Source organism: Microbulbifer litoralis (assembly GCF_023634065.1).
GTDB lineage: Bacteria > Pseudomonadota > Gammaproteobacteria > Pseudomonadales > Cellvibrionaceae > Microbulbifer > Microbulbifer litoralis.
On sequence record NZ_JALKCV010000001.1, the window covers coordinates 37,782 to 61,515 of the forward strand.

At 65.3% G+C, this 23,734-nt stretch carries 9 protein-coding genes; 4 read left to right on the forward strand and 5 right to left on the reverse strand.

What is annotated here, in order from left to right; translation table 11 throughout:
* Positions 1-219: 219 nt before the first annotated feature.
* From MWN76_RS00155 to MWN76_RS00165, 3 genes are all read right to left on the reverse strand, one after another.
* A complete protein-coding gene (locus tag MWN76_RS00155; RefSeq protein WP_250458414.1) occupies positions 220-1,044 on the reverse strand; it encodes an alpha/beta fold hydrolase in 825 nt (274 codons plus the stop codon).
* 412 nt (positions 1,045-1,456) lie between these two features.
* A complete protein-coding gene (locus MWN76_RS00160; RefSeq protein WP_250458415.1) occupies positions 1,457-2,344 on the reverse strand; it encodes a MaoC family dehydratase in 888 nt (295 codons plus the stop codon).
* Between the two features lie 125 nt (positions 2,345-2,469).
* Complete coding sequence (locus tag MWN76_RS00165) at positions 2,470-3,282, reverse strand: metallophosphoesterase (RefSeq protein ID WP_250458416.1); 813 nt, start codon at positions 3,280-3,282, stop codon at positions 2,470-2,472.
* A gap of 138 nt (positions 3,283-3,420) precedes the next feature.
* Here MWN76_RS00165 and MWN76_RS00170 point away from each other — a divergent pair, with 138 nt between their 5' ends.
* Entirely contained in the window at positions 3,421-4,503 is a 1,083-nt protein-coding gene (locus MWN76_RS00170) for an SGNH/GDSL hydrolase family protein (protein WP_250458417.1), read from the forward strand.
* A 40-nt stretch (positions 4,504-4,543) separates the two neighbouring features.
* On the opposite strand, the gene MWN76_RS00175 is transcribed toward MWN76_RS00170, so the two are convergent.
* The gene (locus MWN76_RS00175; protein ID WP_250458419.1) at positions 4,544-6,709 is read right to left on the reverse strand and encodes a prolyl oligopeptidase family serine peptidase; all 2,166 of its coding nucleotides are present in this window, start codon (positions 6,707-6,709) and stop codon (positions 4,544-4,546) included.
* 163 nt (positions 6,710-6,872) lie between these two features.
* The gene (locus tag MWN76_RS00180; RefSeq protein ID WP_250458420.1) at positions 6,873-7,643 is read right to left on the reverse strand and encodes a 4'-phosphopantetheinyl transferase family protein; all 771 of its coding nucleotides are present in this window, start codon (positions 7,641-7,643) and stop codon (positions 6,873-6,875) included.
* Between the two features lie 478 nt (positions 7,644-8,121).
* Here MWN76_RS00180 and MWN76_RS00185 point away from each other — a divergent pair, with 478 nt between their 5' ends.
* Genes MWN76_RS00185 through MWN76_RS00195 form a run of 3 tightly spaced genes read left to right on the forward strand, consistent with a single transcriptional unit; the run spans position 8,122 to position 23,734 of the window.
* A complete protein-coding gene (locus tag MWN76_RS00185) occupies positions 8,122-10,248 on the forward strand; it encodes an AMP-binding protein (protein ID WP_250458421.1) in 2,127 nt (708 codons plus the stop codon).
* A gap of 19 nt (positions 10,249-10,267) precedes the next feature.
* A complete protein-coding gene (locus MWN76_RS00190) occupies positions 10,268-14,371 on the forward strand; it encodes an SDR family NAD(P)-dependent oxidoreductase (protein ID WP_250458422.1) in 4,104 nt (1,367 codons plus the stop codon).
* 27 nt (positions 14,372-14,398) lie between these two features.
* Positions 14,399-23,734: a non-ribosomal peptide synthetase/type I polyketide synthase gene (locus MWN76_RS00195; protein WP_250458423.1), complete on the forward strand. Its 9,336-nt coding sequence runs from the start codon at positions 14,399-14,401 to the stop codon at positions 23,732-23,734.

A 23,734-nucleotide genomic window follows, 5' to 3' on the forward strand; every position in this document is an offset into this window, starting at 1 on the left:
CAACGCAGGGCTGGACGCTTTGGCGCAGCGAACTGCTACACAGCTTTCCACACGGAACACTAGTGGGCCATGCGGAAAGTTCGGTAACAAAGGAGCACAGCCAAAGCGCTCAGATCAAGGCGAGAAAGCGCAGGAATAGCAGCGTTATTTCAAGCTTTCTCAACGCAGAGCTGGGCGCTTTGGCGAAGCGAACTGTTACACAACTTTCCGCATGGCCCACTAGCTCTGGATAAATTCGAGCATATCGGGATTGAGTACATCGGCGTGGGTAGTAAGCATGCCGTGCGGGTAGCCCTCGTATATCTTCAGCGTGGCATTCTTGATAATCCTGGAGGATTTCAACGCGGCGTCTTCATAGGGGACCACCTGGTCGTCGTCGCCCTGCATCACCAGTGTCGGCACATCGATTTTTTTCAGGTCTTCGTTAAAGTCGGTTTCGGAAAACGCCTTGATGCCTTCGTAGTGGGCCAGGGCACTGCCCATCATGCCCTGCCGCCACCAGTTCTCGATCACCGCTTGGGAGACATCCGCACCCTTGCGGTTGAAGCCGTAGAAGGGACCGCCGGCCACATCGAAATAAAACCGCGAGCGGTTGGCGGCAAGCTGCTTGCGGAAATCGTCGAAGACTTCGATCGGCGTGCCCTCCGGATTGGAATCGCTCTTCACCATGATCGGCGGCACCGCCGCCACCATGATCAGCTTGGCCACGCGGCCCTTGCCAAAGCGCGCCACATAACTGGCCGCCTCACCGCCGCCGGTGGAGTGGCCGATATGCACCGCGTCACTCAGCCCCAGGTGCTCCGTTACCGCCGCCGCATCGAGTACATACTGCTCCATGGTGTGGCCGGTCGCGATCTGGCTGGAGCGGCCGTGACCGCGGCGGTCGTGGGCGACGACGCGGAATCCCCGATTGACAAAATAGAGCATCTGCGCATCCCAGTCGTCCGCACTCAGCGGCCAGCCGTGGTGGAAGACTATCGGCTGCCCTTCCCCCCAATCCTTGTAATAAATCTCAGCGCCATCTTTGGTGGTGATTGTTCCCATTGCGTCGTTCCTCAATCTTCAGAGCACATGTTTCGGGGTTCAGAACAGGGCGCCAGCTGGGATAGCCCTTTGCGGGACACGCGGTGGATACATCCATGTACGCTCTAATCGACATCCTGTCTCATAAGGTCCCGCAAAGGGCCATCCCACCTGGCTTTGTGCCGCTACCCCACATTTATCGACTCCGAAGCTTGGATTCCGGGAGTCGGGATAAGGTTGTTTGTCGACAACAGTTTTGGGGCGGGCACGCTGCGAGAACGCCATCGCTATCCAAGCGTAGATGAAGATGGGGAAAGGCCGTCGCGACGGGCGGTGCTCTGGAAGCTTGAGATGCCAGGGCTCTCCGGACCCCGGCAGCCAATGCAGATCGGTCGGAAGTTTTTTCGGTGTCCGGACAGCTTACGCCTTGGCGTCAGCTATCAAGTGGTTGCCACAGCGGCGCGACGCTTCCCGAAAGGTGCGGTTTCCTGCCCGCGCCGTCCCTGACCGAAAACTCGATGACATCGCCCCCGCGCCGGTGCTGGAACTGGACCCCGCCGGGCAGGAATACCGGCTGCTTGAACTCGACACTCACCCGAAAGGCATCCCGCGGCAACAGGCTGTCCAGCTGGGCCAGGCAGCGGGCCTTGGTCCACATACCGTGAGCAATGGCGCGCCGGAAACCGAACAGCCGCGCGGTCAGTGCCGACAGGTGGATCGGGTTGCTGTCGCCGGAGACCCGGGCGTAGCGGCGGCCGGTATTGGCAGGCACGGACCAGTCGATCACCGAATCCGGCTCGAAACCGGCCGTTTTGCGCCTGGCCTCGGGGCGGCGTCCCGCCCTGCGGGTGGTGTCGCGCCGCAGCATGGTGGTCACGCATTCCCAGACCCGTTCACCGGCGGCGAAAACCCCGGTGTACAGGTCGAACTCCAGGCCCCGCGCGGCCGGGCGCGGGCCGCTCAGGGTGCACTCGATATCGAGTTTTTCGCGACTGCCGATGGGCCGGAGCTGGCTGATGCTGTTGCGCAGGTGCACCAGCCCCATCACCGGCAGCGGAAAGGTATCGGACACCAGCAGCTCCATATGCAGCGGCGCCGCCAGCACGAACGGATAGGTGGCCGGCAGGCTGTCGGCGGCGGGGAAACCGCATACTTCCCGGTATGCGCGCAGCGCCCGCGCATCGACGCGCCGGCCCTTCAGGACAGCGCGACCCAACTCGCTCTCCTCTTCCGGAATCCGGCCGGACTTCCTCGCGGTAAGCGCCCGCAGGTAGAAAGACAGGGTGGAAGGAACCGACTTCAATTCAATGGTGTTCGACATAACGCTCAAACGCGGGCACGGTGCCTCGGCAGGAAAACGGGTATCCGGCGCCGGGACGAGGCGCCGCCCCGGCACAGCCACAGTGAACTCTCTCGGAAAAGTATCGCAGATTATATTGCATCCACTCAGCGATTGATGCAAAGCAGGCTCAGCGCCTCGCCCGGTTCCCCGCGGTAACTGTCCAGGAAATGGCATTTGCCGACACGGATTGCCGTGGGCACATAGGTATGTCCCATACATACGGCGTCGATACCGGTTATCCAGAACGGCGCCAGCAACTCCGCCGGCCCCGGCGCAACCCATTCCCGCCCGCCGTCGCCACTGGCCAGGTGATCTTCGAGCCGTTGCCGGTTGTCGCCGGATTCGAGCACCTCGCTGTAGAAACGCAGGATCAGTGAGCGGTTCCACAGTATCCTCTGCGCCGCGAACGCCACACCGTGCTCGGTCAGTGGCGCGCCGTCACGCCAGCGCCGGTCCATCGCCTGCAACAGACGCACCACTTCGTTCCAGTTGCTGTCGGGGACATTGGCATGCACCAGCCCGGTGCAACCATTGCCGGTCTCCACCTCGATGGCCCAGGGCCAGCGCCGTGCCACTGTCACACACTGCCGCCGCCGTGCCTCCGGCAGGCGGTAGAACCAGTCGCCACCGTTTGCGCGATGCAGTTCGGCGGCACTCGCGTCTTCATAGCCGGCGATCATCATCGCCTCGTGATTGCCGAGCACACTGAAGCAGGTCCGCTGGTCGACCATTGCCAGCAGGGCCTCGCCATCGGGACCGCGGTCGACAATATCGCCGACAAAGAAGAGGCGATCGGCCGCCGGATCGAAGTCGAGCGTGTCCAGCTGTCGCCGCAGCTGCGACAGATGGCCGTGCACATCGCCCACCACCAGGTCCCGGCCGCTGGTGTTCCGGCCGACCCGGAGCAGAGTGGACATAACCGCCGGTCGCGCTTCCCGCTGTTCCATACAGGAATTCTAGTGCGCTGTTCGGATGTTGCGCCGGGTGCCTGGATTTTACCCGTCAGCGGGCCGCGTTGTATGCTCTGCCACCACTACGACCGGAATAACAGAACCATGAAAAGAATAAATCACCTCGCCGCCGCAGTCTGCCTGTCCCTGCTCACCGCCCACGTCGCGGCCGCCACGCGTATCGACGCGGATACGGCGGAACTGCAATATACCGGCCGCATCGATTTCAGCGACCGCAAGGCGCCACTGCTGTCATGGCCCGGCAGCAGCATCAGGGCCAATTTTACCGGTACCAGCCTGGGCCTGGTGCTGGATGACCGCCAGGGCAACAATTATTACAACGTGATTGTGGATGGCAACAAACGCCACCCCTTCGTGCTGCAGACCAAACAGGGCGAGCACCGCTACCAGGTCGGCTACGACCTGGCGCCCGGCCGGCACTCGGTGGAAATCTACAAGCGCACCGAGGGCGTGGAGGGCGCCACCGCTTTCAGGGGCCTGCTGCTGGCAGACGGCGGCGAGTTGCTGCCGCCACCACAACGACCGCAGCGCCGCATGGAGATCTACGGCGATTCCATCAGTTGCGGTATGGGCAACGAGGGTGCGGACAACGGCCGCGACGACCTGGCATCGGAGAAGAACAATTACTGGGCCTACGGCTCGGTGGCCGCGCGAGCACTGGATGCGGAGCTGCATACCATCTGCAAGAGCGGCATCGGCATCATGGTGAGCTGGTTTCCATTCACCATGCCACAGTATTACGACCAGCTGAGCGCTGTGGGCGACAACGACAGCCAATGGGATTTTGAACAATGGACACCGGATGTGGTGGTGATCAACCTGTTCCAGAACGACAGCTGGCTGGTCGACCGGGAGAAGCGCCTGGACCCCCTGCCGTCCGATGTCGAGCGCATCGATGCCTACGTGGATTTCGTCCGTTCAATCCGCACCGAGTACCCGGACACACAGATAATCTGCGCACTCGGCAGCATGGATGCCACCACCAACGACAAGTGGCCGGATTATATCCGCGCGGCTGTGGATCGGATGCGCACCGAGTTCGATGACGAAAAGCTGGACACACTCTTCTTCGAGTACACCGGCTACGGCCAGCACCCGCGCATTGCCCAGCATGTTGCCAACGGTGAAAAGCTGGCGGCGTTCATCCGCCGGAAGATGGACTGGTAACCGGCGCATTGGCGCCGGCCCCGGGGTCTGTGGAGAGCTGTCAGAGAGCCAGCTTTTCGACGCCCATATTGTAGAGCGTAAAGCTGAACAGATCGGCGTACTGCTCGATCTGTTTGGACACCGGCGTCCCCGCGCCGTGACCCGCTTTGGTTTCGATACGAATCAACGTCGGCGCCGGTCCCGCCTGCTTGGACTGCAATTCGGCGGCAAACTTGAAAGAGTGTGCCGGCACCACGCGGTCGTCGTGATCGGCGGTGGTCACCAGCGTGGCCGGGTACTCCACTCCCGCCTCCACATTGTGTACCGGCGAATAGCCCTTCAGGTACTCGAACATCGCCTCGCTGTCCTCCGCGGTGCCGTAGTCGTAGGCCCAGCCGGCACCGGCGGTGAAGGTGTGGTAGCGCAGCATGTCCATGACGCCCACCGCCGGCAGCGCGACCTGGAACAGGTCTGGTCGCTGCGTCATCACTGCGCCCACCAGCAGGCCGCCGTTGGAACCGCCGCGTACCGCCAGGTAATTGCTGGAGGTGTATTTTTTGTCGATCAGGTACTCGGCCGCGGCGATAAAGTCATCGAATACATTCTGCTTGTGCAGCTTGGTACCCGCCTTGTGCCAGCTTTTACCGTACTCGCCGCCGCCGCGCAGGTTGGGCACCGCGTAGACGCCGCCCAGTTCCAGCCACACGGCATTGGCGATACTGAAGGATGGCGTCAGGCTGATATTGAAGCCGCCGTAGCCATACAGGATGGTGGGGTTCTCGCCGTTCAGTTCAATGCCTTTTTTGTAGGTGATCATCATCGGCACCCTGGTGCCGTCCTTGGATTTGTAGAACACCTGTTTGGACTCGTAGCGATCGCTGTCGAAGTCGGCACCGGACTTGCGGTAAACGCTGGATTCACCGCTGTCCACATCCAGGGAGAATAGAGTGGACGGCGTCTTGTAGTTGGTGAAGGAATAGTAGAGGGTTTCTTCCTCACGCTTGCCGCCGATGGAGCTGGCACTGCCGGGGCCGGGCAGTGAAATTTCGCGTACCCGCTCGCCGCTGTAGTCGTACTGGTAGACCTTTGACAGGGCATCCACCATATACTCGGCAAACAGGTAGCCCCCACCGGTAGAGGCGGTCAGCACATTTTCCGTCTCCGGGATAAAGGTCTGCCAGTTTGCCGGTGCCGGCGCGGCCGCGTCCACGGTGACCACTTTCTTGTTGGGCGCGTTGCGGTTGGTTACCAGGTACAGTTTGCTATCGACATTGTCGATCACATAGGTGTCCGAGCCGAAGTCCGTCAACACCGGTACCAGCGGCGCCTGCTGTTCGGCCAGGTCGCGGATAAACAGGTCGTTGCCGGAGGTGGACTCGGCACCCGCGATCACCAGGTAGCGGTCGTCTTCGGTGACATAGCCCTGCACATAGCGGCGCTTCTCCGCTTCGGTGCCGCCGAATACCAGCCGATCCGCGGACTGGAGCTGGCCCAGCTTGTGGTAGTAGAGCTTGTGCCGGTCGGTCTTGGCCGACAGTTCGCTGCCTTCCGGCTTGTCGTAGCTGGAGTAGTAGAAGCCCTCGTTGCCCTTCCAGGAGATGCCGGAGAACTTCACATCCACCAACGGCTCCTCCAGCTGCTCGCCGCTCTCCGCGTCGATCACGATAATCTTGCGCCAGTCGCTGCCGCCCTCGGAAATGGAGTAGGCGGCGATGGAACCATCGCGGGAAAACTCCAGTGACGCCAGCGAGGTGGTGCCATCCTCACTGAACCCGTTCGGGTCCAGGAAGACTTCCGCCTCGCCATCGCCCTTCTTGCGCCAGACCACATACTGGTCCTGCAGGCCGTCATTGCGGTAGAAGTAGGTGTATTGCCCCTCGCGGAAGGGACGGCTGACTTTTTCGTAGTTCCAGCGCGCCTCGAGGCGTTGCTTGAGGCTGTCGCGATAGGGAATGGCGCCCAGGTAACCGAAGGTCACCTTGTTCTGGGCCTCTACCCAGTCGCCGGTCTCCTCGCTGCGGTCATCCTCCAGCCAGCGGTAGGGATCCGCCACCGGTGTGCCGAAGTAGGTGTCCACCACATCCCCCTGGCGGGTGTGCGGATACTCGATATTGACTGCTTGCACTTCGGCCGCAGAACCGGTGGCCCGCGGCGATTCACTGTCCGGGTTTTCGCCGGAACACGCCGCCAGCACACCGGCCGCGGCCAGGAGGGTCAATTTTTTCATTCCTTGCTACCTTGGATCTTCTTATTGGATAGTCGGCGGGGAACGGCTCAGCGGTCCCCGGATAGAGATAGAAGAACGTTTCCTGGCGTAAATAGCAAGGTATTGGAGCGGCTGCCGCCGGCAGTCCATCTGCAACGACGGCAGCGACGGCCGGCAACCGGCACTATAGAACCATCGGTTCGGGCCGGCGCGAGAGATCGTCAACCGCCCGGGACAACATATACGGCACACAGGTCACGCCCTCCGGCGGCGCGCCCGACATCAGCCGGCTGCCGTCGAACCAGACCACCGGCAGTGATTTCCGCCCCTCATAGGCGAGGGCCACGGAACAGCGCCCACGCAGCGAGTGTGGGTTTTGCCACAGTGCAAACTGCCAGTCGCGCGGACACTCAGTGCCGTCCACCACCTCCATCGCGATTCGCCCATCGCCCAGTCGAAAGCGGACCCTGCTGATATCGTCACTTAAACCGGAGCCCAGCGCCTTGAAGAAGGCCTCCTTCAGTGTCCATAAATACAGGAAAGACCATGGTCGCTCGCTGTCCGCAGCAGAGTCCAAGCAACGGGTCTCGGCCTCGTCGAAATACTCGGAGGCGATGCTTTCAATGTCGATGCTCCGGGACAGCTCTTCCACATCAATCCCCAGCCGCCGCTGTCGGCTGACTGCCATCACGGCGCCATCGCGGCTGTGGCTGAGATTGAAGCTGAGATCGAATCCCTGCAGCAGCGGCTTGCCGTAGGCGCCATAGGCCAGCGGCAGCCGGTGCACCGGCAGGTCGCAGTAATGGCTCAGCAGGCAGCGGAAGAACAGTTTCCCGGCCAGGTAGGCATAGCGAAAACGGTGGCGTCCCGCAGTCCGCTGTTCCTCTGCACTCAACCACGACAGTCTGTCATCCAACCAGGACCTGGACAGGTCGCTGAAATTCAGTGACCACACATGAATAGCCTGGTCATCAATAGTGGCTGTGGAAACCATTTGACTTGTTTCGGTCAACGTCGTGCCCCTGAGAATTCTGAAAATATAATCCATTCTTTACTGACTATCTAGCAGCGAAAGATTTCGCGAGCTCCCGCAAATTTTCCGCGAACAACATCCTAGCTTTCCTTTTTCTTTTGTCTAGACTCTTGATGACAGAACAGAGACATCAGTCATTGATTAAAAAGATCTCACCTAGCGGCGCCGATTTAAAATAAAAAATCATCCACCTTTGGATATTCGAAAAAGTAATCACCGATTCCCCTCCGGATCTCCCCACCAAAACTGTCAACCCTGATAAAGGTTAGGTGCACTAAGACACATAGCAAGAGTCACCCCGTGCCTATAGAGTGCTTTCCGCCAAGACAAGGCAGCACAAAAAAAATTCCATTTCTCTCATTATTCATACCAACCTTTGAAAACGGGGCGGGAAAACAGGATGTTTGACGACCAGGGATTCAGACGTATTCCGGACGGAATACAGAAAGACAATCTGAAAGACATTATCGAGACACGGGTAACCATTCACCCCCAGAGATTGGCGAGTAACTTTCTGCACAACGGTGAAATCGACAGCCAGGACCCGTGCTCCTACGCGGAACTGGACTGGGCGGCGCGGAGAATCCTGCACTTACTGCACTCGGCAGGAGTCCAGCAGGGCGACAGGGTTCTTTTGCTGTTTCCCGCCGGAAACCGTTTCATCCAGGCATTCATCGCCTGCATATACGGCGGCATCGTCGCGGTACCCGCAGCCCTGCCGGGACGCAAGGATGCCGATTGGCAACGGGTGTACGGCATGGCACGCGACTGCGAGGCGGCGGCCATGCTCAGCAGCGGAGAGCAGTTCGCCAAACTCGAGTCGCGCTTCAGCCGGGAATACCGCAAGCGGCCGGATGGCAATCCCTTTTTGCGGATCGACGCCGACGGTGCTTTTTCCGGCAGCAGTGTCGCCGCCCGGACCGCGACCATCGCCGCCGGGGATCTCGCCTTTCTGCAATATACCTCCGGTTCTACCGGCGCACCAAAAGGTGTCATGGTCAGCCACGCCAACCTGCTACACAACCAGAGAGTTCTGCAGACCGGTTTCAAGAACGACGGCGATACCCGCTACGTTTCCTGGCTGCCACTGTTTCACGATATGGGCCTGATCGGCTGTGCCCTGCAGTCGCTCTACCTCGGGGCACCGTTCAATTTCATGGCGCCGGCCGCGTTCCTGCAGCAGCCCCTGCGCTGGCTCAAGGCGATCGACCACTTCGGCGCAACCACCAGCGGCGCGCCGAATTTCGCCTACGCGCTCTGCGCCGACCGCTACTCGCCGACGGATTGCCGCAACCTGCAGCTGGATTCCTGGCGCTGCGCCTTCAATGGCGCCGAACCGGTACGGCCGTCCACGCTGGAGAAGTTCCGGACAGCCTATTCACCCCACGGTTACCGGGAGGACGCCATGCTTCCCTGCTACGGCCTCGCCGAGGGCGTGCTGATGGTATCGGGCAACGCCGACATTCGCGTACCGACACTGCTCGACCTGGATCGCGAAGGCTACCTCAAAGGGGAAATAAAGAAAGCGAGCAGTGGACGTCCCGAGACCACAATGGTCGGGGTGGGCCAGGTCGTCGGCGATCAACAGGTGGTCATCGTCGACCCGGACACCCGCCGGCGCACCGACGGCGATCACATCGGCGAAATCTGGCTGCACGGCGGCAGCGTCGCCGCCGGGTATTGGGGCAAGACACAGGAAACACGGGCAACCTTCCAGGCTGCCATCGAGGGCGAATCCCCCGACAGAACCTACCTGCGCACCGGCGACTCCGGTTTCCTCGACGCGCGCGGCGAGCTCTATATTACCGCCCGTATCAAAGACACCATCATTGTCAACGGCCGGAACTATTTTCCACAGGATATAGAACTGGTGGTCGAACAGGCCGACCCGGCCCTGAAACCCGGCGGCAGCGCCGTGTTCAGTATCGACCGCGAGGGCGAAGAGCGGATCGTTGTGGTTCAGGAAATACACCGAACCGCCCTGAAAAGCTATCGCGCCGATTCAGTCATCAAGGCAATCCGCGCTGCGGTGGCCAGAGAGTGCGAACTCAACGTCTACGACGTCTGCCTGCTGCGCCCCACGACCCTGCTGAAAACCACCAGCGGAAAAGTGCAACGCCAGCGCAACAAACAGGCCTACCTGCAGGGCGAGCTCAGCCTGCTCGACCAACTGCGGCAGGCACCGGCGGCGGAGCCGCCACAGGCAGCCGATGCCGACGCGATACTGCAGGCAATTCGCGACTACTGCCAGCAACACCTGGAAACCACCGCGTCGGTTGAAGCCGACGAGCTGTTTATCGATGTCGGCCTGACTTCCGTGGATGCCGTGGGCCTGGCCGAATACCTGAGCCGGCAGTTGCAACGCCCGGTGGATGCGGCCCTGTTCTGGCAGTACCCGGAAGTCGGCGACTTCTGCAGCGTACTCGGCAACACCGCACACCCGGCACCGCATACCGCAGCCGATCGGGACCTGGAACAGTTGTCGGGCACCGAATTGCGCCGACAGCTGGAACGGGAACTGTCGTGACGACTGCGGAGCCAAGGCCATGAAAGAAAGTACAGACACCGACCAGTTACTGAAAAAACTCTACCGCCGGCTGCAGCAGCTGCAACAGGAAAACAGCCGGCTGAAACAGGATCAACAATCGGCAATCGCCGTGATCGGCATCGGCTGTCGGCTTCCCTGCGGGGTGGATTCCCTCGGGCAGCTGTCGCACCAGCTGCGCGCCGGCCGGCCCTGGCATACCGGCGATATGAGTGCCCGCCTCGGCGAGGCCGGTGGCGACTGGCAAAGCCCTTTGGTGCAGGACGTCGACCAGTTCGATCCCGGCTTTTTCTCCATTTCCGAACAGGAGGCAGCGGAACTGGACCCGCAACAGCGACTGTTGCTGGAGACCGCCTACTGGTCGCTGGCCGATGCCGGCTATACGCGCGTGGCGGTCAAGGGGCAGCCCCTGGGCGTATTCGTGGGAATGAGCAGTGACGACTACCAGCTGCACACCATTGCCTCCGGCGGCGACAACGCCATCAACGGTTTCAACACGCTGGGTACGGCGCGCAGCGTCGCCGCCGGGCGCATCGCCTACAGCTTCGACCTGCGCGGTCCGGCCATGCAGGTGGATACCGCCTGCTCCTCGTCCCTGATGGCGGTGCACCTGGCCTGCCAGAGCCTGCAGCGGGGCGAGGCGACCATGGCTCTGGCCGGCGGTGTGAACCTGCTGCTCTCGGAAGAGACCTTCGCCACCCGCGAGGCGCTGGGTGCGCTCTCGTCCAGGGGGCGCTGCCAGACCTTCTCCGACTGCGCCGACGGCTACGCCCGCAGCGAGGGCTGCGCCATGCTGTTGCTGAAACCGCTGGCCGAGGCGCGCGCCGACGGCGATCGCATTCAGGCAGTGATTCACGCCAGCGTCGCCAATCACGACGGTCGCAGCAACGGCCTGACCGCGCCCAGCGGCCGTGCCCAGCGGGAACTGCTCGAGTCGCTGCTGCGCCAGGCCGGGCGCGAGCCCGGCGAGATCGACTATGTGGAAACCCACGGCACCGGTACCCGCCTGGGCGATCCCATCGAGCTGCATGCCATCGGCGATGTACTCGCCCGCGAGCGCGGGACACCGCTGCGCCTGGGCGCCCTGAAGAGCCAGCTGGGCCACCTGGAAGCCGCCGCCGGCGCAGCGGCGATGCTGCGCGTCACCGCCATGCTGAAAGACGGGCACTTCTACCCCGACCCGCCGGTGGAAGATCGCAACCAACTGATCCACTGGCACAAGTACCAGTGGGAACTGCTGGCGGCACAGCAACCCTGGCGGCGCAGCGGCCCGCCGCGCCTGGCGGCGATCAACGCTTTCGGGCTCAGCGGCACCAATGTCAGCCTGCTGTTGGGCGATCCCGAAACGGACAGCGCGCCGGATCACCCGGCCGCGATCCACGCCGGACCCGGGACACTGCTGTGTGTCTCCGCCCCCACCCGCGCCGGGCTGATCGACAACCTAGCGGCCTGGGAGGCGGCACTCGGGCGCAGCGACGACCTGCCCGCCCTGCTGCGCAGCAGCTGCGTACACCGGGATCATTTCGCCCAACGGTTCGCCTGCAGCGGCGACAGCGCGGACGAACTGATCGGACAAATCCGCTCCGCACTGCGACTGTCCCCGCCCGAAAACGGCTCCGCAAAACGCTGGCGTTTTGACTTCCCGGAACTGGCGCTGGCACCCGCGGAAGCCCGGTCGACACTCGAGTATTACCTGCGCTGGCCACTGTTCCGACAGGCTATCCAGCCCCTGCAGGAACAGCTCGCCGACGCCGGCCACGCACCCGGCGAGCCCGCCGACCTGCTACTGCAATACGGGCTGGCGACCACCTGGCGCAATCTCGGCCTGCAGCCGGAATATCTTTGCGCCAGCGGCCGCGGGGCACTGGCGGCCGCCCTGTTCGCCGAAATACTGACGCCGCAACAGCTGTCGCAGTGGCTCGATGGGGACACGGCGCCCGGGACACTGGCCACAGGCCGCTACCCGATCCTGTGGGCCGGCAGCGATACCCCGACAAAACACGCGCGGATCGACGACATCGATGCCGCCCGCCACCGCTCGATCGCGCCCCCACCGGCGCCCGCGGACTGCGCCGTGCTGGCGCTGGCGACCCGGCCGGCCACAGCGGATATCGTCGCCTTCCCCGAAACCGCCGACCTGGACAGCTGGCTGCAGCGGGGCTTCAACCGGCAACTGGGTCTCGCCTACCGTTTGGGGGCATCGCTGGACTGGTCGCGCATCTACCCGCAATCGCGCCGGCAAACGCCGACGGCACCCAACTTCGCCTTCCAGCGCCGTCGCCTCTGGACCCGCGCGAGTCGCCGCGACAGCGACCGGCCACCAACACAACCGGCCGCCTACGAGCGACAGTGGCAGGCCGTTGCCGGCGCCGCGAATCCTACCGCCGCCAGCCAGCTGGTACTGCTGCTGCCGGAACGCCTGCCCCCGGGCTCCCCCATCGCCGAATGGCAATCCCGTGCGGAGATCGAATGCCTGCCCGCCGGGGCCCTGGACACGGATAGCGCGCGCGCCCTCGCGCAGCGCTGGCCCGATGGTTTCAGCCTGGTGGACCTGCGCTGCTACCACACGGATCCGCAGGACTACTGCCCCGAGCGGGCCGCGGCCCTGCTGCAACAGGTGATCGCCAGCGTGCAGCAACTGCTGCCGTGGCGCGCCCGCTACCACCTGTGCCTGCCGCTCGCCGACGGCGCCGATGCGGACGGCGACAACCTCTACTGGTCGCCCCTGCGGGCCTGCCTGCGCACCGCCAGCCACGAACACCCGGAGCATATCGGCTCCCTGCTCTACTGCGCCGAACAGCAACTGGCACAGGGGCTGGCACAGCTGCCCCAGTGGCCCGACTTCGAGTGCCTGTGGCTCGACGGCGGACAGCTGCGCGCCGAGCGGCTGCTGCCCGCAGCGCCGCCCGCGCCCGAAGAGGCGACCGCGAAGGCGCCGCCGGCGGTCTGGATTGTCGGCGGCCTCGGAGGGCTGGGCCTGGCCCTGGCCCGCAGCTGTGCGCGCCAGGGGGTGCGCCGGCTGGTGCTGAGCGGCAGGCGCAACCGGGTCACGCCGGATGCGGCCAAAATCCTGGACGAGTTGCGCCGCGCCGGAGTGGAGATTGCAGTGGAATCCCTCGACATTACCGATGCGGCGGCAGTGGAGCACTTCGCCAGCCGCTTCGGCCACGACCTGCCAGCGGTCACGGCCGTGGTCCACGCCGCCGGCACTTCGGCGCTGTGCGATTTCCGCGACCTCGACGCCGATGCGATCCAGCGGATCTGCGCCGCAAAGATCGCCGGTGCCTGGAACCTGCACCGTCTCGGCGAGCACTACCCCTTCGAGCACTTCGTGCTCTATTCCTCCATTTCCTCTGTCTGGGGCAGTGCCGGGCTGGCGCACTACGCGGCCGCCAACGGTTTCCTCGACGGCCTGGTGCACCTGCGCCAGCGGCGCGGATTGCCAGCCGTGGGGATCAACTGGGGCCCCTGGGCCGAGGTGGGCATGGCCGCCGCCGGCGAGCTGCCGGATACCCGCGCCTGGGGCCTGCAGCCGATGCCGGCGGCATCGCTGGAGCCCTGGCTGCAGGCCATCTGGCAGCGCCCACAGTGGCAGCAGCTCGTCTGCGACCTGGTGCCGGACACCTTCCGCGCGGCCCTGGAGGCCCGCCACCGGGTTCCGCTGCTGTCGCCCCTGTTCGGCGAACAGGTGGCGACCGGCGACGCGCCGGCGGCACCGGCACCAGAGGTGCTGCCGTTCTCGGAACTGCGGGGCAAGGCGCGCTCACAGGCGATCTCCGGCACGGTCGAGGAGCATGTGCGGAAAGTGCTCAAGGGACAGCAACCGGCCCGCTTCGACCGGCGCCAGCCACTGCAGGAAATGGGCATCGACTCACTGATGGCGGTGGATGTCACCAGCACCCTGTCGGCGTTTTTCGGTGTGAAGCTGCCCGCCACCCTGATCTTTGACTACCCCTCGGCCGGCGCCATCGCCGACTTTATCGAATCCAGTTTCTACCCGCAGACAGAGGCAGAAGAGCTGACCGCCGACGAGCGCGCGGCACTGTCGCAAATGCTGCGGGACATGCCCGCCGAGTTGATGGAACAAATTGACGAAGCCTCTTGAACGACCACATGAGCACAAGGAACCAGCGTGAACAGCATCGATAAGTTATCCAAGGGCCAGCTGCTGAAACTGCTCGCCCGGCAACAGGAAAAACTCGCTACCGTGCAGCCGCAGGCAACTGCGGATATCGCCATCGTCGGCATGGATTGCCGCCTGCCGGGACACAGCGACGACCCGGAGCGTTTCTGGAACCTGCTGGAATCCGGCCGCGACGGCGTCAGCGACGACACCGCCGCCCGCTGGGATCCGGCCACCTACCTGGGCGGGCCCCGGGAGCCGCAGAAAAGCTACAGCCTCAGCGCCGGCGTGGTGGACGGCGTGGACCAGTTCGACCCGCAGTTCTTCGGTATCTCGCCGCGCGAGGCGGAGACCATGGACCCCCAGCAACGCCTGGCACTGGAGACCAGCTGGCGCGCGCTGGAACACGCCGGCATCGCCGCCGACACCCTGTCCGGATCCGGCACCGGCGTGTTCATGGGAGTGGGCGACAACGAATACATGCAGCACTGCTACGCCGCCGGTTCCGACGACAACAGCGGCCACGTGGCCAGCAGCAACGCACTGAACGTGATCGCCGGGCGCATTGCCTACAGCCTGGGACTGCGGGGCCCCAGCCTGGTGGTGGACACCGCCTGCTCCTCCTCCCTGGTGGCGGTACACCTGGCCTGCCAGAGCCTGCGCAATGGCGAGAGCGAACTGGCCATCGCCGGCGGTGTGAACGTGCTGGTGTCCGCCGATACCTTTGTCTCCCTGTCCAAGGCCAACATGCTGTCCCCGAGTGGCCGCTGCCGCACCTTCTCCGGTGACGCCGACGGCTACGTCCGCGCCGAGGGCTGCGGCGCCGTGGTGCTGAAACGCCTGGCGGACGCAGAGCGCGACGGCGATCGCATTCTGGCGGTCATCCGCGGTTCGGCGGTCAACCAGGACGGCCGCAGCAGCAGCCTCACCGCCCCCAACGGGCCCGCCCAGGAAGAGGTCATCCGCGCCGCGCTGGACAGCGCCGGGGTGACGCCGCAGGACATCCAGCTGGTGGAGACCCACGGCACCGGCACCGCACTGGGCGACCCGATCGAGGTCCAGGCGCTGGACAGGATCTACGGGCGGCACCACAGCGCCGAACACCCGCTCTACCTGGGTGCGCTGAAATCCAATATCGGCCACGCGGAGTCGGCGGCCGGGATCGCCGCGCTGATCAAGGTGGTGCTGTGCCTACAGCACCGGAAGATCCCGCCGAACCTCCACTGCGGCGACTGGAACGACAAGATCGACGCCGACCGGTCGCGCCTGGCACTGCCGGCCGAGATCACCGACTGGCCGGAGAGCGACCGCGCCACGGCCGCCATCAGCGCCTTCGGCTTCAGCGGCACCAACGCCCATATGATCGTCGCCGCGCCGGAATCGCAGCAGCGGGAAACGCAGGCCGGCGAGCCGCATGCGCTGCCCATCGTCGTCTCGGCCCGCAGCCGCGAGGCACTGCAATCACTGCTGCAAGGCTATTGCCAACTGCTCGGCCAGCGCGAAGTTTCCGTGGCGACCTTCGCCCGCACCCTGGCGCGCGGGCGCAACCACTATCCCCACCGCGCGGCCTTCCACGCCGGCAGCTGTGCGGAACTGCGCGAGCAGATGGCCGCGTCGCTGGCCGGCGACGGCGAGCCAACCGCCGACAACGGCGACGGCCCGCTGGCCTTTCTGTTTACCGGACAGGGCTCCCAGTATGCGGGCATGGGCGAGGCGCTGTACCGGGACAATCGCGTTTTCAGCGCGGCACTGGACCACTGTGCCGTCGCCATGGAGGCACACCTGGACCGGCCGCTGACATCACTGCTGTGGGGGGAAGACAGCGGGCAACTGGACGATACCCGCTACACCCAGCCGGCGCTGTTTGCCCTCGAGTACAGCCTCGCCAGGCTGTGGCTGTCACTGGGGATAGAGCCCGACTATGTGATGGGGCACAGCGTTGGCGAGTACGCCGCCGCCTGCATCGCCGGGGTTTTCAGCCTCGAAGACGCCGCCACCCTGATCTGCGCGCGCGGCCGGCTGATGGCGGCGCTGGACGAACCGGGCAAGATGCTCGCGGTACTGGCCCCCCGGGCCGAGGTGGAACCGCTGCTGCGCGCCGGCGAGCGCCTGTCGGTGGCGGCCTTCAACGGCCCCGACAGCCTGGTGATCTCCGGCGCCGCGGATGCGATCGATCGCCTGGCCGGCGAGCTGGAGGCGCACAATGTCATGTGCCAGCCGCTGAATGTCTCCCACGCCTTCCACTCACCGCTGATGGAACCGATGCTGGCGGAGTTCCGCGCCGTGGCCGAGGGGCTCGAATACCGCGCGCCGCACTATGCCCTCATCTCCAATGTCACCGGTCGCGAGGAGCGCGAGCGGGTGCAGAGCGCCGAATACTGGGTGGAGCACGTCGCCGCGCCGGTCAATTTCCTCGGCGGCATGGAGCACCTGGCCGCCGCCGGCGTCGGCGCCTACCTGGAAGTCGGGCCCAGTGCCACCCTGCTGGGCATGGGCCGTCGCTGTATCCAGGGGGAGTCGTCACTGTGGTTGCCCAGCCTGCGCCAGGGGCAGTGCTGGGAGCCCCTGTCCCAGGCCCTGGCCGGGCTCTACCGCAGCGGTCGCGACCTGGACTGGCGCGCACTCTTCCCGACCGGCGGCCCCGCACCGCTGGCGCTGCCCGGCCACCCGCTGCAGAAACAGCGTTTCTGGCTCGAGGGCGGTGCGCGCGCATCACTGCCGGCCCCGACGGCGGGACACCCATTACGGGGCCTGCACCTGCCGGTTCCCGACAGCGACGGCCACCTCTACATGGCCAACTGGCAGCCGCACACACCCGCCTACCTGGACCACCACCGGCTCTATGGGCAGGTGGTGGTACCGGCCGCATCCCACGTCGCCATGATGCTGCTGGCGGCCACCGATACCTGTGGCCACAGCGACTTCGAGCTGCGCGACCTGCTGTTCCCGGAGGCCATTGCGATGGCGGACGGCGAGCTGGCGATGATGCAGCTCTATGTCCAGAAGTGCGAGGACGGTTACCGGCTGCAGCTCAGGCGCCTGCTCGAGGAGGGCAGCGCGCAGACACTGCACGCCGAGGGCCGCCTCGACACCGCCGCCGCGACACCGTCCAGCGAGGCGCAGCCGCGCTGGTTTGAATATCCCAGCAATCACGAACGCCATATTTCCGGCGACGAGTTCTACCGCGAGTTCTGGGACCAGGGCTACACCCTCGGCAGCGCTTTCTGCTGGATCGACGAGGGCTGGCAGCGGGGCCGGACGGTGGTCGCGCGCATGCGGGTTCCCGCGCTGCCCGACGGCGCAGACGACTACGGTCTCTACCCGGGGCTGATCGACTCCTGCTTCCAGCTGATCGCCTGTTGCGCCAGCGGCGATAACACCCACCTCAACCGCGGCCGGATCTATATCCCCTTCACCGTGGAGCGCTTCCGCTATCTGAGCCCGGGCAGCAACAACCGCGACCTGTGGTGCGCCGCCACGCTGCGCGAATCCCCGGATCCGGACAGCCAACGCGTACTCGGCGATATCACCCTGTTTACCGGCGACGGCCAGATCGTCGCCGAGATCGTCGGTTTCCAGGCGCGCGTCACCGACGAGCGGGGCCTGTTCCGGATGCTGCGCGCCGGCGCCCCGGCGCAGCCGCTGCTGACGCCCGAATGGCAGCCGCTCGTCACCGCGGACGACTACCGGTGGCCCGACGCCGACCGACCCTGGCTGGTGATCGGCGCCGCGTCGCTGCGCGACGACTTTGCCGCAATTGACCACGAGTACATCGACCCGCAGCATCTGGGTGCCGACCCGGAAAAGCTGGACAGCCAGTGGCGGGAACTGCTGCAGGCCGTCACCTCCACGCCCACCGGCGTCCTCTACCAGCCGGATACCGACGCCGGCCTGGAGCGGGAGGTCGCGCGCCTCGCCTCGCTGGTGCGGGTGCTGCAGGCGCGGTCGCTGCCCGGCGGGTTGGTATGCCTGACCCGCGGCGGCGCCATCGACCTGGGGATGCCGGTGCAACCGGCGGCATCGGCCCTGCCGGCACTGTTGCGCGTCGCCCGCAGCGAGGGCTCGACACTGCAGTGCCGGGCGATAGACCTGGCGACGGAATTCGACACCAGTGCGGCACTCTGCGAAGCGCTGGGCCGCGCCCTGGCGAGCGGCGCCGAGGAACTGGCACTGACCGCCGACGGACCGCACGCCATGGTTCTGCACAGCCGCCCGGTACCGGCGCCGGCGGCGCGCGAGATCCGCGGCAACTACGCCATTACCGGCGGGCTCGGCGGCCTGGGCCTGGCCGCGGCCGAATACCTGGCCGAGCGCGGCGCCACCGGTCTGTACCTGCTGGGCCGCAGCGAGCCCGGCGAGGCGGTGCAGCGCTTTGCCGAACACTGCGCCCGGCGCCGGATCGCGGTCCACGCGGTGCGCTGCGATATCGCCGACGCCGCCGCGGTCGATGCCTGGGCGGCGGCGCTGCGCGCCGACGGTGTGCAACTGAACGGCCTGCTGCACGCCGCCGGAACCGTGCGCGACCAGCCACTGGATGCACTCGATAAAGACAGCGTGGCGGCCGTACTGGCAGCCAAGGTACAGGGCACCGACAACCTGCTGCGGGCGCTGGCCGACCAGCCGCTGGAACAGCTGGTGGGCTTTTCCTCCATGTCCGCCCTGCTCGGCACCCAGGGCCAGGCCGCCTACGCCGTGGCCAACAGTTACCTGAATGCGGCCCTCGGCAACCACCCGGCCGGCAAGAGCCTGCTGTGGGGGCCCTGGGCGGATATCGGCATGGCCAGCCGCCTGGATCCGGCCGTGCAGCGCTACTACCGCGAGCGCGGCATTACCGCCTTCGACCGCGACAGCGGCCTGGACGCTCTCGATCGCGCCCTGGCCCTGCCCCAGCAAGTGCAGGGGCTGATCCAGGTGGACTGGGCGCGCTACCTGGAAACCGAACCACCGCGGCAGCTGTTTGCCGAACTGCAGTCGCGGTTGCAGCCGGAAGACAGCGACGCCGACGATTGGCGACAGCTGCCACCGCAAGAGCGCGCCGATTACCTGCGGCGTGAGACATTGGCAACCGTGGCCCGGGCACTCGGCTGCCAGGCCGGGGCACTCGACGACCCGCAGCGGGAACTCACCGCCCTCGGGGTCGACTCGCTGATCGCGGTGGACCTGCGCAGCAAACTGCAGAAACGCTTCGGTGCCGATATCGCCATCGCCGACATGATGGGCGGCATGACGCTGGCGCAACTGCAGGAGTCGGCGCTGAAGAGCCAGGGCGCCCTGTCGCAGGCGGAGGAAACCGTACCGCTGGTACAGTCGGAATCCGAGCGCTTCCAGCCCTTCCCGATCACCGACATGCAGCAGGCCTACTGGATCGGTCGCACCGGGGTCTTCGACCTGGGCGGCATGTCGCTGCACGGCTACAAGGAAATCGAGAGCGAACAACTCGACCTGGCGCGCTTCGAAACCGCCTGGCAACGCCTGGTGAGCCGCCACGACATGCTGCGCGCCTGTATCCTGCCCAGCGGCGAACAGGTAGTGGCCGCGAGCGTCGAGCCCTACCGCATCCGCGTGAACGACCTGCGCCAGCTGGACCCGCAGGCGCGAGAGGAAGCGCTGCTCGCCACCCGCGAGGAAATGTCCCACCAGGTACTGCCGCTGGAAACCTGGCCCGCTTTCGACCTGCGCGCGTCGCTGCTCGACGGCAACCGCGTGCGACTGCACCTGAGTGTGGACGGCACCTTCCTGGATTTCCGCAGCTTCCTGATCCTGTTCCGCGAACTGATTCTGCTCTACCGGGAGCCGCAGCAGCCGCTGCCGGAACTGACGCTGACCTTCCGCGACTACCTGTTGACCCAGCGCGCCCAGGAGGGCACCGCCGCCTACCGGCGCAGCCTGGAATACTGGCAGCAGCGCATCCGCGATATCGCCCCGGCGCCGGAACTGCCGCTGGTGAAGAAGCCGTCCCAGGTAAAAAACCATCGCAGCAAACGCTGGGAGAGCGGCCTCTCGGTGGCGGACTGGAGCCGCTTCAAGGAAACCATGCAGACCCACGGCCTGACCCAGGCCGCCACGCTGCTGGCCGTCTACGGCGAGGTGCTGGCCACCTGGAGCAGCAGCCCGCGCTTCTGTATCAACGTTCCGGTCTTCAATCGCCAGGACTGGCACCCGGACGTCAACCATGTGCTGGGCAACTTCTCCTCCTTCACGCTGGTGGAGTTCGATTATTCCCGGACACAGTCTTTCGTCGAGCGGGTTCGGGATGTACAGCGCCAGTTGATGGAGGGGCTGCAGCACCACCACATCAGCGGCGTGCAGATACTGCGCATGATCAACCAGACCCGCGGCCGCATCTCCGCGGGCGCCTACCCCTGTGTCTACACCAGCCTGCCCTCGGGCGTGGACGAGTGGGATTCGTCGCTGAAATCCATGATCGGCAGCGAACTGGGCGAAGTGAAATACACCATCAGCCAGACGCCACAGGTCTGGATCGACGTGCACGTCTGGTACGAGAGCGGCGGCCTGGAGTTCAACTGGGACGCGGTGGAGGAACTCTTCCCCGAGGGCATGATCGACCGGATGTTCTCCGCCTACTGCCAGATGATCGGCCGCCTGGCCGAATCCCCCGAAGACTGGCAGAGCGCGCACTGCAACCTGGTGCCGGCGGCACAGCAGGCGCTGATGGCGGAGGCCAACGATACCGCGGCGCCGGTGGGCGACTGGCTGCTGCAGGAGGGCTTCTACCGCGCCGCCGCGCGCCATCCGCACGAACCGGCCGTGATCGCCGGCGGCACGACGCTCAGCTACGAACAGCTGCGCTGCCGCGCCAATGCGCTGGCCGCCGAGTTGCGCCGGCGCGGCCTGGGCCCCAACCAGCTGGTGGCCGTGGCGATGCCCAAATGCGCCGAACAGGTGCTGGCGGTGATGGCGATCCTGATCGCCGGCGGCGCCTACCTGCCGGTGGACATCCGGCAGCCGCGCAGCCGCATCGACTACCTGCTGGAAAACGGCGAGTGCCAGTTGCTGCTCGACTGCGCCGATACTGGCCTGGACTGGCCCGACACCATTGAAGTGCTGACCGTGGATGCCACCGCCGAAGCCCCGGCCGGCGACGACCTGGCACCGCTGCAGAAGCAGGCCGATCTCGCCTATGTGCTCTACACCTCCGGCTCCACCGGCAAGCCCAAGGGCGTGATGATCAGCCACCGCAACGTGGTGAACATGGTCGAACACACCAACGGACACTTCGACGTCGGTCCCGGGGACCGGGCCTTCAATATCACCGCCCTGAACCACGACCTGTCCGTCTACGACCTGTTCGGCTGCCTCAGCGCCGGTGCCGCCATCGTCATGCCCGACGAGGACAAGCGCCGCGAACCCGGCCACTGGCTGGCGCTGCTGCAGGCGCACTCGGTCACCCTGTGGAACTCGGTACCGGCGCTGATGGACATGCTGCTCGAATCGGTCGAGGGCGACACTGCGCGGGCGGCGCTGCCGACACTGCGCGCGGTAATCCTGGGCGGCGACTGGGTATCGCCGGCACTGCCGCAGCGTATTCACGCCATTGCTCCCGGCGCCGACTGCCTGAGTATCGGCGGGCCGACCGAGACCACGGTGTGGAATATCTGGAATTTCATGAACGACGCCACACCGGACTGGAGCGGCGTTCCCTACGGCAAACCCATCCGCAACAGCCGCTACTTCGTGCTCGGCGAGGGCGGCAAACCCTGTCCGGTATGGGTGCCGGGGGAACTCTGCTGCGCCGGCGAGTGCGTGTCGCCGGGCTACTGGCGCGACCGGGAAAACACCGAACGCAGTTTCGCACCCCATCCCCAGACCGGTGAGCCCATCTACCGCACCGGCGATCTGGGCCGCTACCTGCCGGACGGGCGCATCGAGTTCGTCGGCCGCAAGGATTTCCAGATGAAAATCCGCGGCCAGCGGATCGAGGCCGGCGAAATAGAACACGCCCTGCAGGAATTCGACGGCGTCGACAACGCGGTGGTCGTGGATGCCGGCGAGGGGCTGCAGAAACACCTGGTTGCCCACGTGTCCCACAGCGGTGCCGGCGACTTCGCCCAGGCCAACAAGACCGCCGACTTCCTCAGTGAAGAGGAACAACAGGGCGTCATCACCAACGCCGTGGAGCGGCTGCAGTTCACCCTCAGTGAGCACGGCCGCCGCCGCCTCGACGGCGAGCGACATTCGCTGGACAGCGGCGGCGACGAACGCGACTACCTGCGCCGCCAGAGCTTCCGCCGCTACGATGGCCGGGCCACCGCCGCCGCGCTGCAAGCCCTGCTGGGCGGACTTTCGCTGACCCGCCTCGAGGGCCAGGTACTGCCCAAATACCGCTATCCGTCCGCCGGCGGCCTCTACCCGGTGCAGGCCTACCTGTTTATCAAGCCGGATGCCGTGGACGGCCTGGCCGGCGGTTACTACTACCTGGATCCGGACGCCGGCGCACTGGTGCAACTGGCGCCGCCCACCGGTGCCGAGAGCGATCTCTACGCCGGTTACCTCAATCCCCTCTACCAGGCCGCGGCCTTCAGTGTCTTCCTGGTGGCGGACCTGGATGCCATCGCGCCGATGTACGGCGAGGTGGCGCGGGACTTCTGCCTGCTGGAAGCCGGCTACATGGGGCAGCTGTTGATGGGCTCGGCGGTGGATCACCTGCTGGGGCTGTGCCCGGTGGGCGGCCTGCAGGAGAGCGACGAATTCCGCCGCGCCCTGCAACTGGGCGATTCCCACCAGGTCCTGCACAGCTTCACCGGCGGCGCCATCACCGAGGCGCAGACCCACTACTGGCTGGAGAAACCCGACAACGACGCGCAGGAAACGGACCTGCCGCTGGAAGAGCAATTGCTGCAGTACCTGGCCGGGCGCCTGCCGGAGCATATGGTGCCGACGCGGGTAGTGCTCTACCAGTCACTGCCGCTCACCGACAACGGCAAGGTGGATCGCAAACAGCTGCGGGAGAATTCCGGCAAGGCGGTGACAAAGGCACTCGAGGAACACTATGTAGCGCCGGAGACGCCCACGGAAAAACGCTTCGCCGAGGTGCTGGCAGACATTCTGGAACTGCCACGTATCAATGTGGAGGGCAACTTCTTCGAGATGGGGGCCAACTCCATCCATATGGTGAAGATCCAGAAGCGTTTCAAGGAGGAGCTGGGACGCGAGCTGGCGGTCACCGACCTGTTCCGCTTCCCCACCCTGCGCAGCCTGGTAACCCACCTGGAAAAAGAGGACGGCGGCAAAGTGGACGTCAGTGCCAACCGCGACCGTGCCGCCAAGCGCGCCGCGGCGCGCGGCCGCCGGCGCCGGCCCCAGACAACCGGCGAGGAGGTGTGA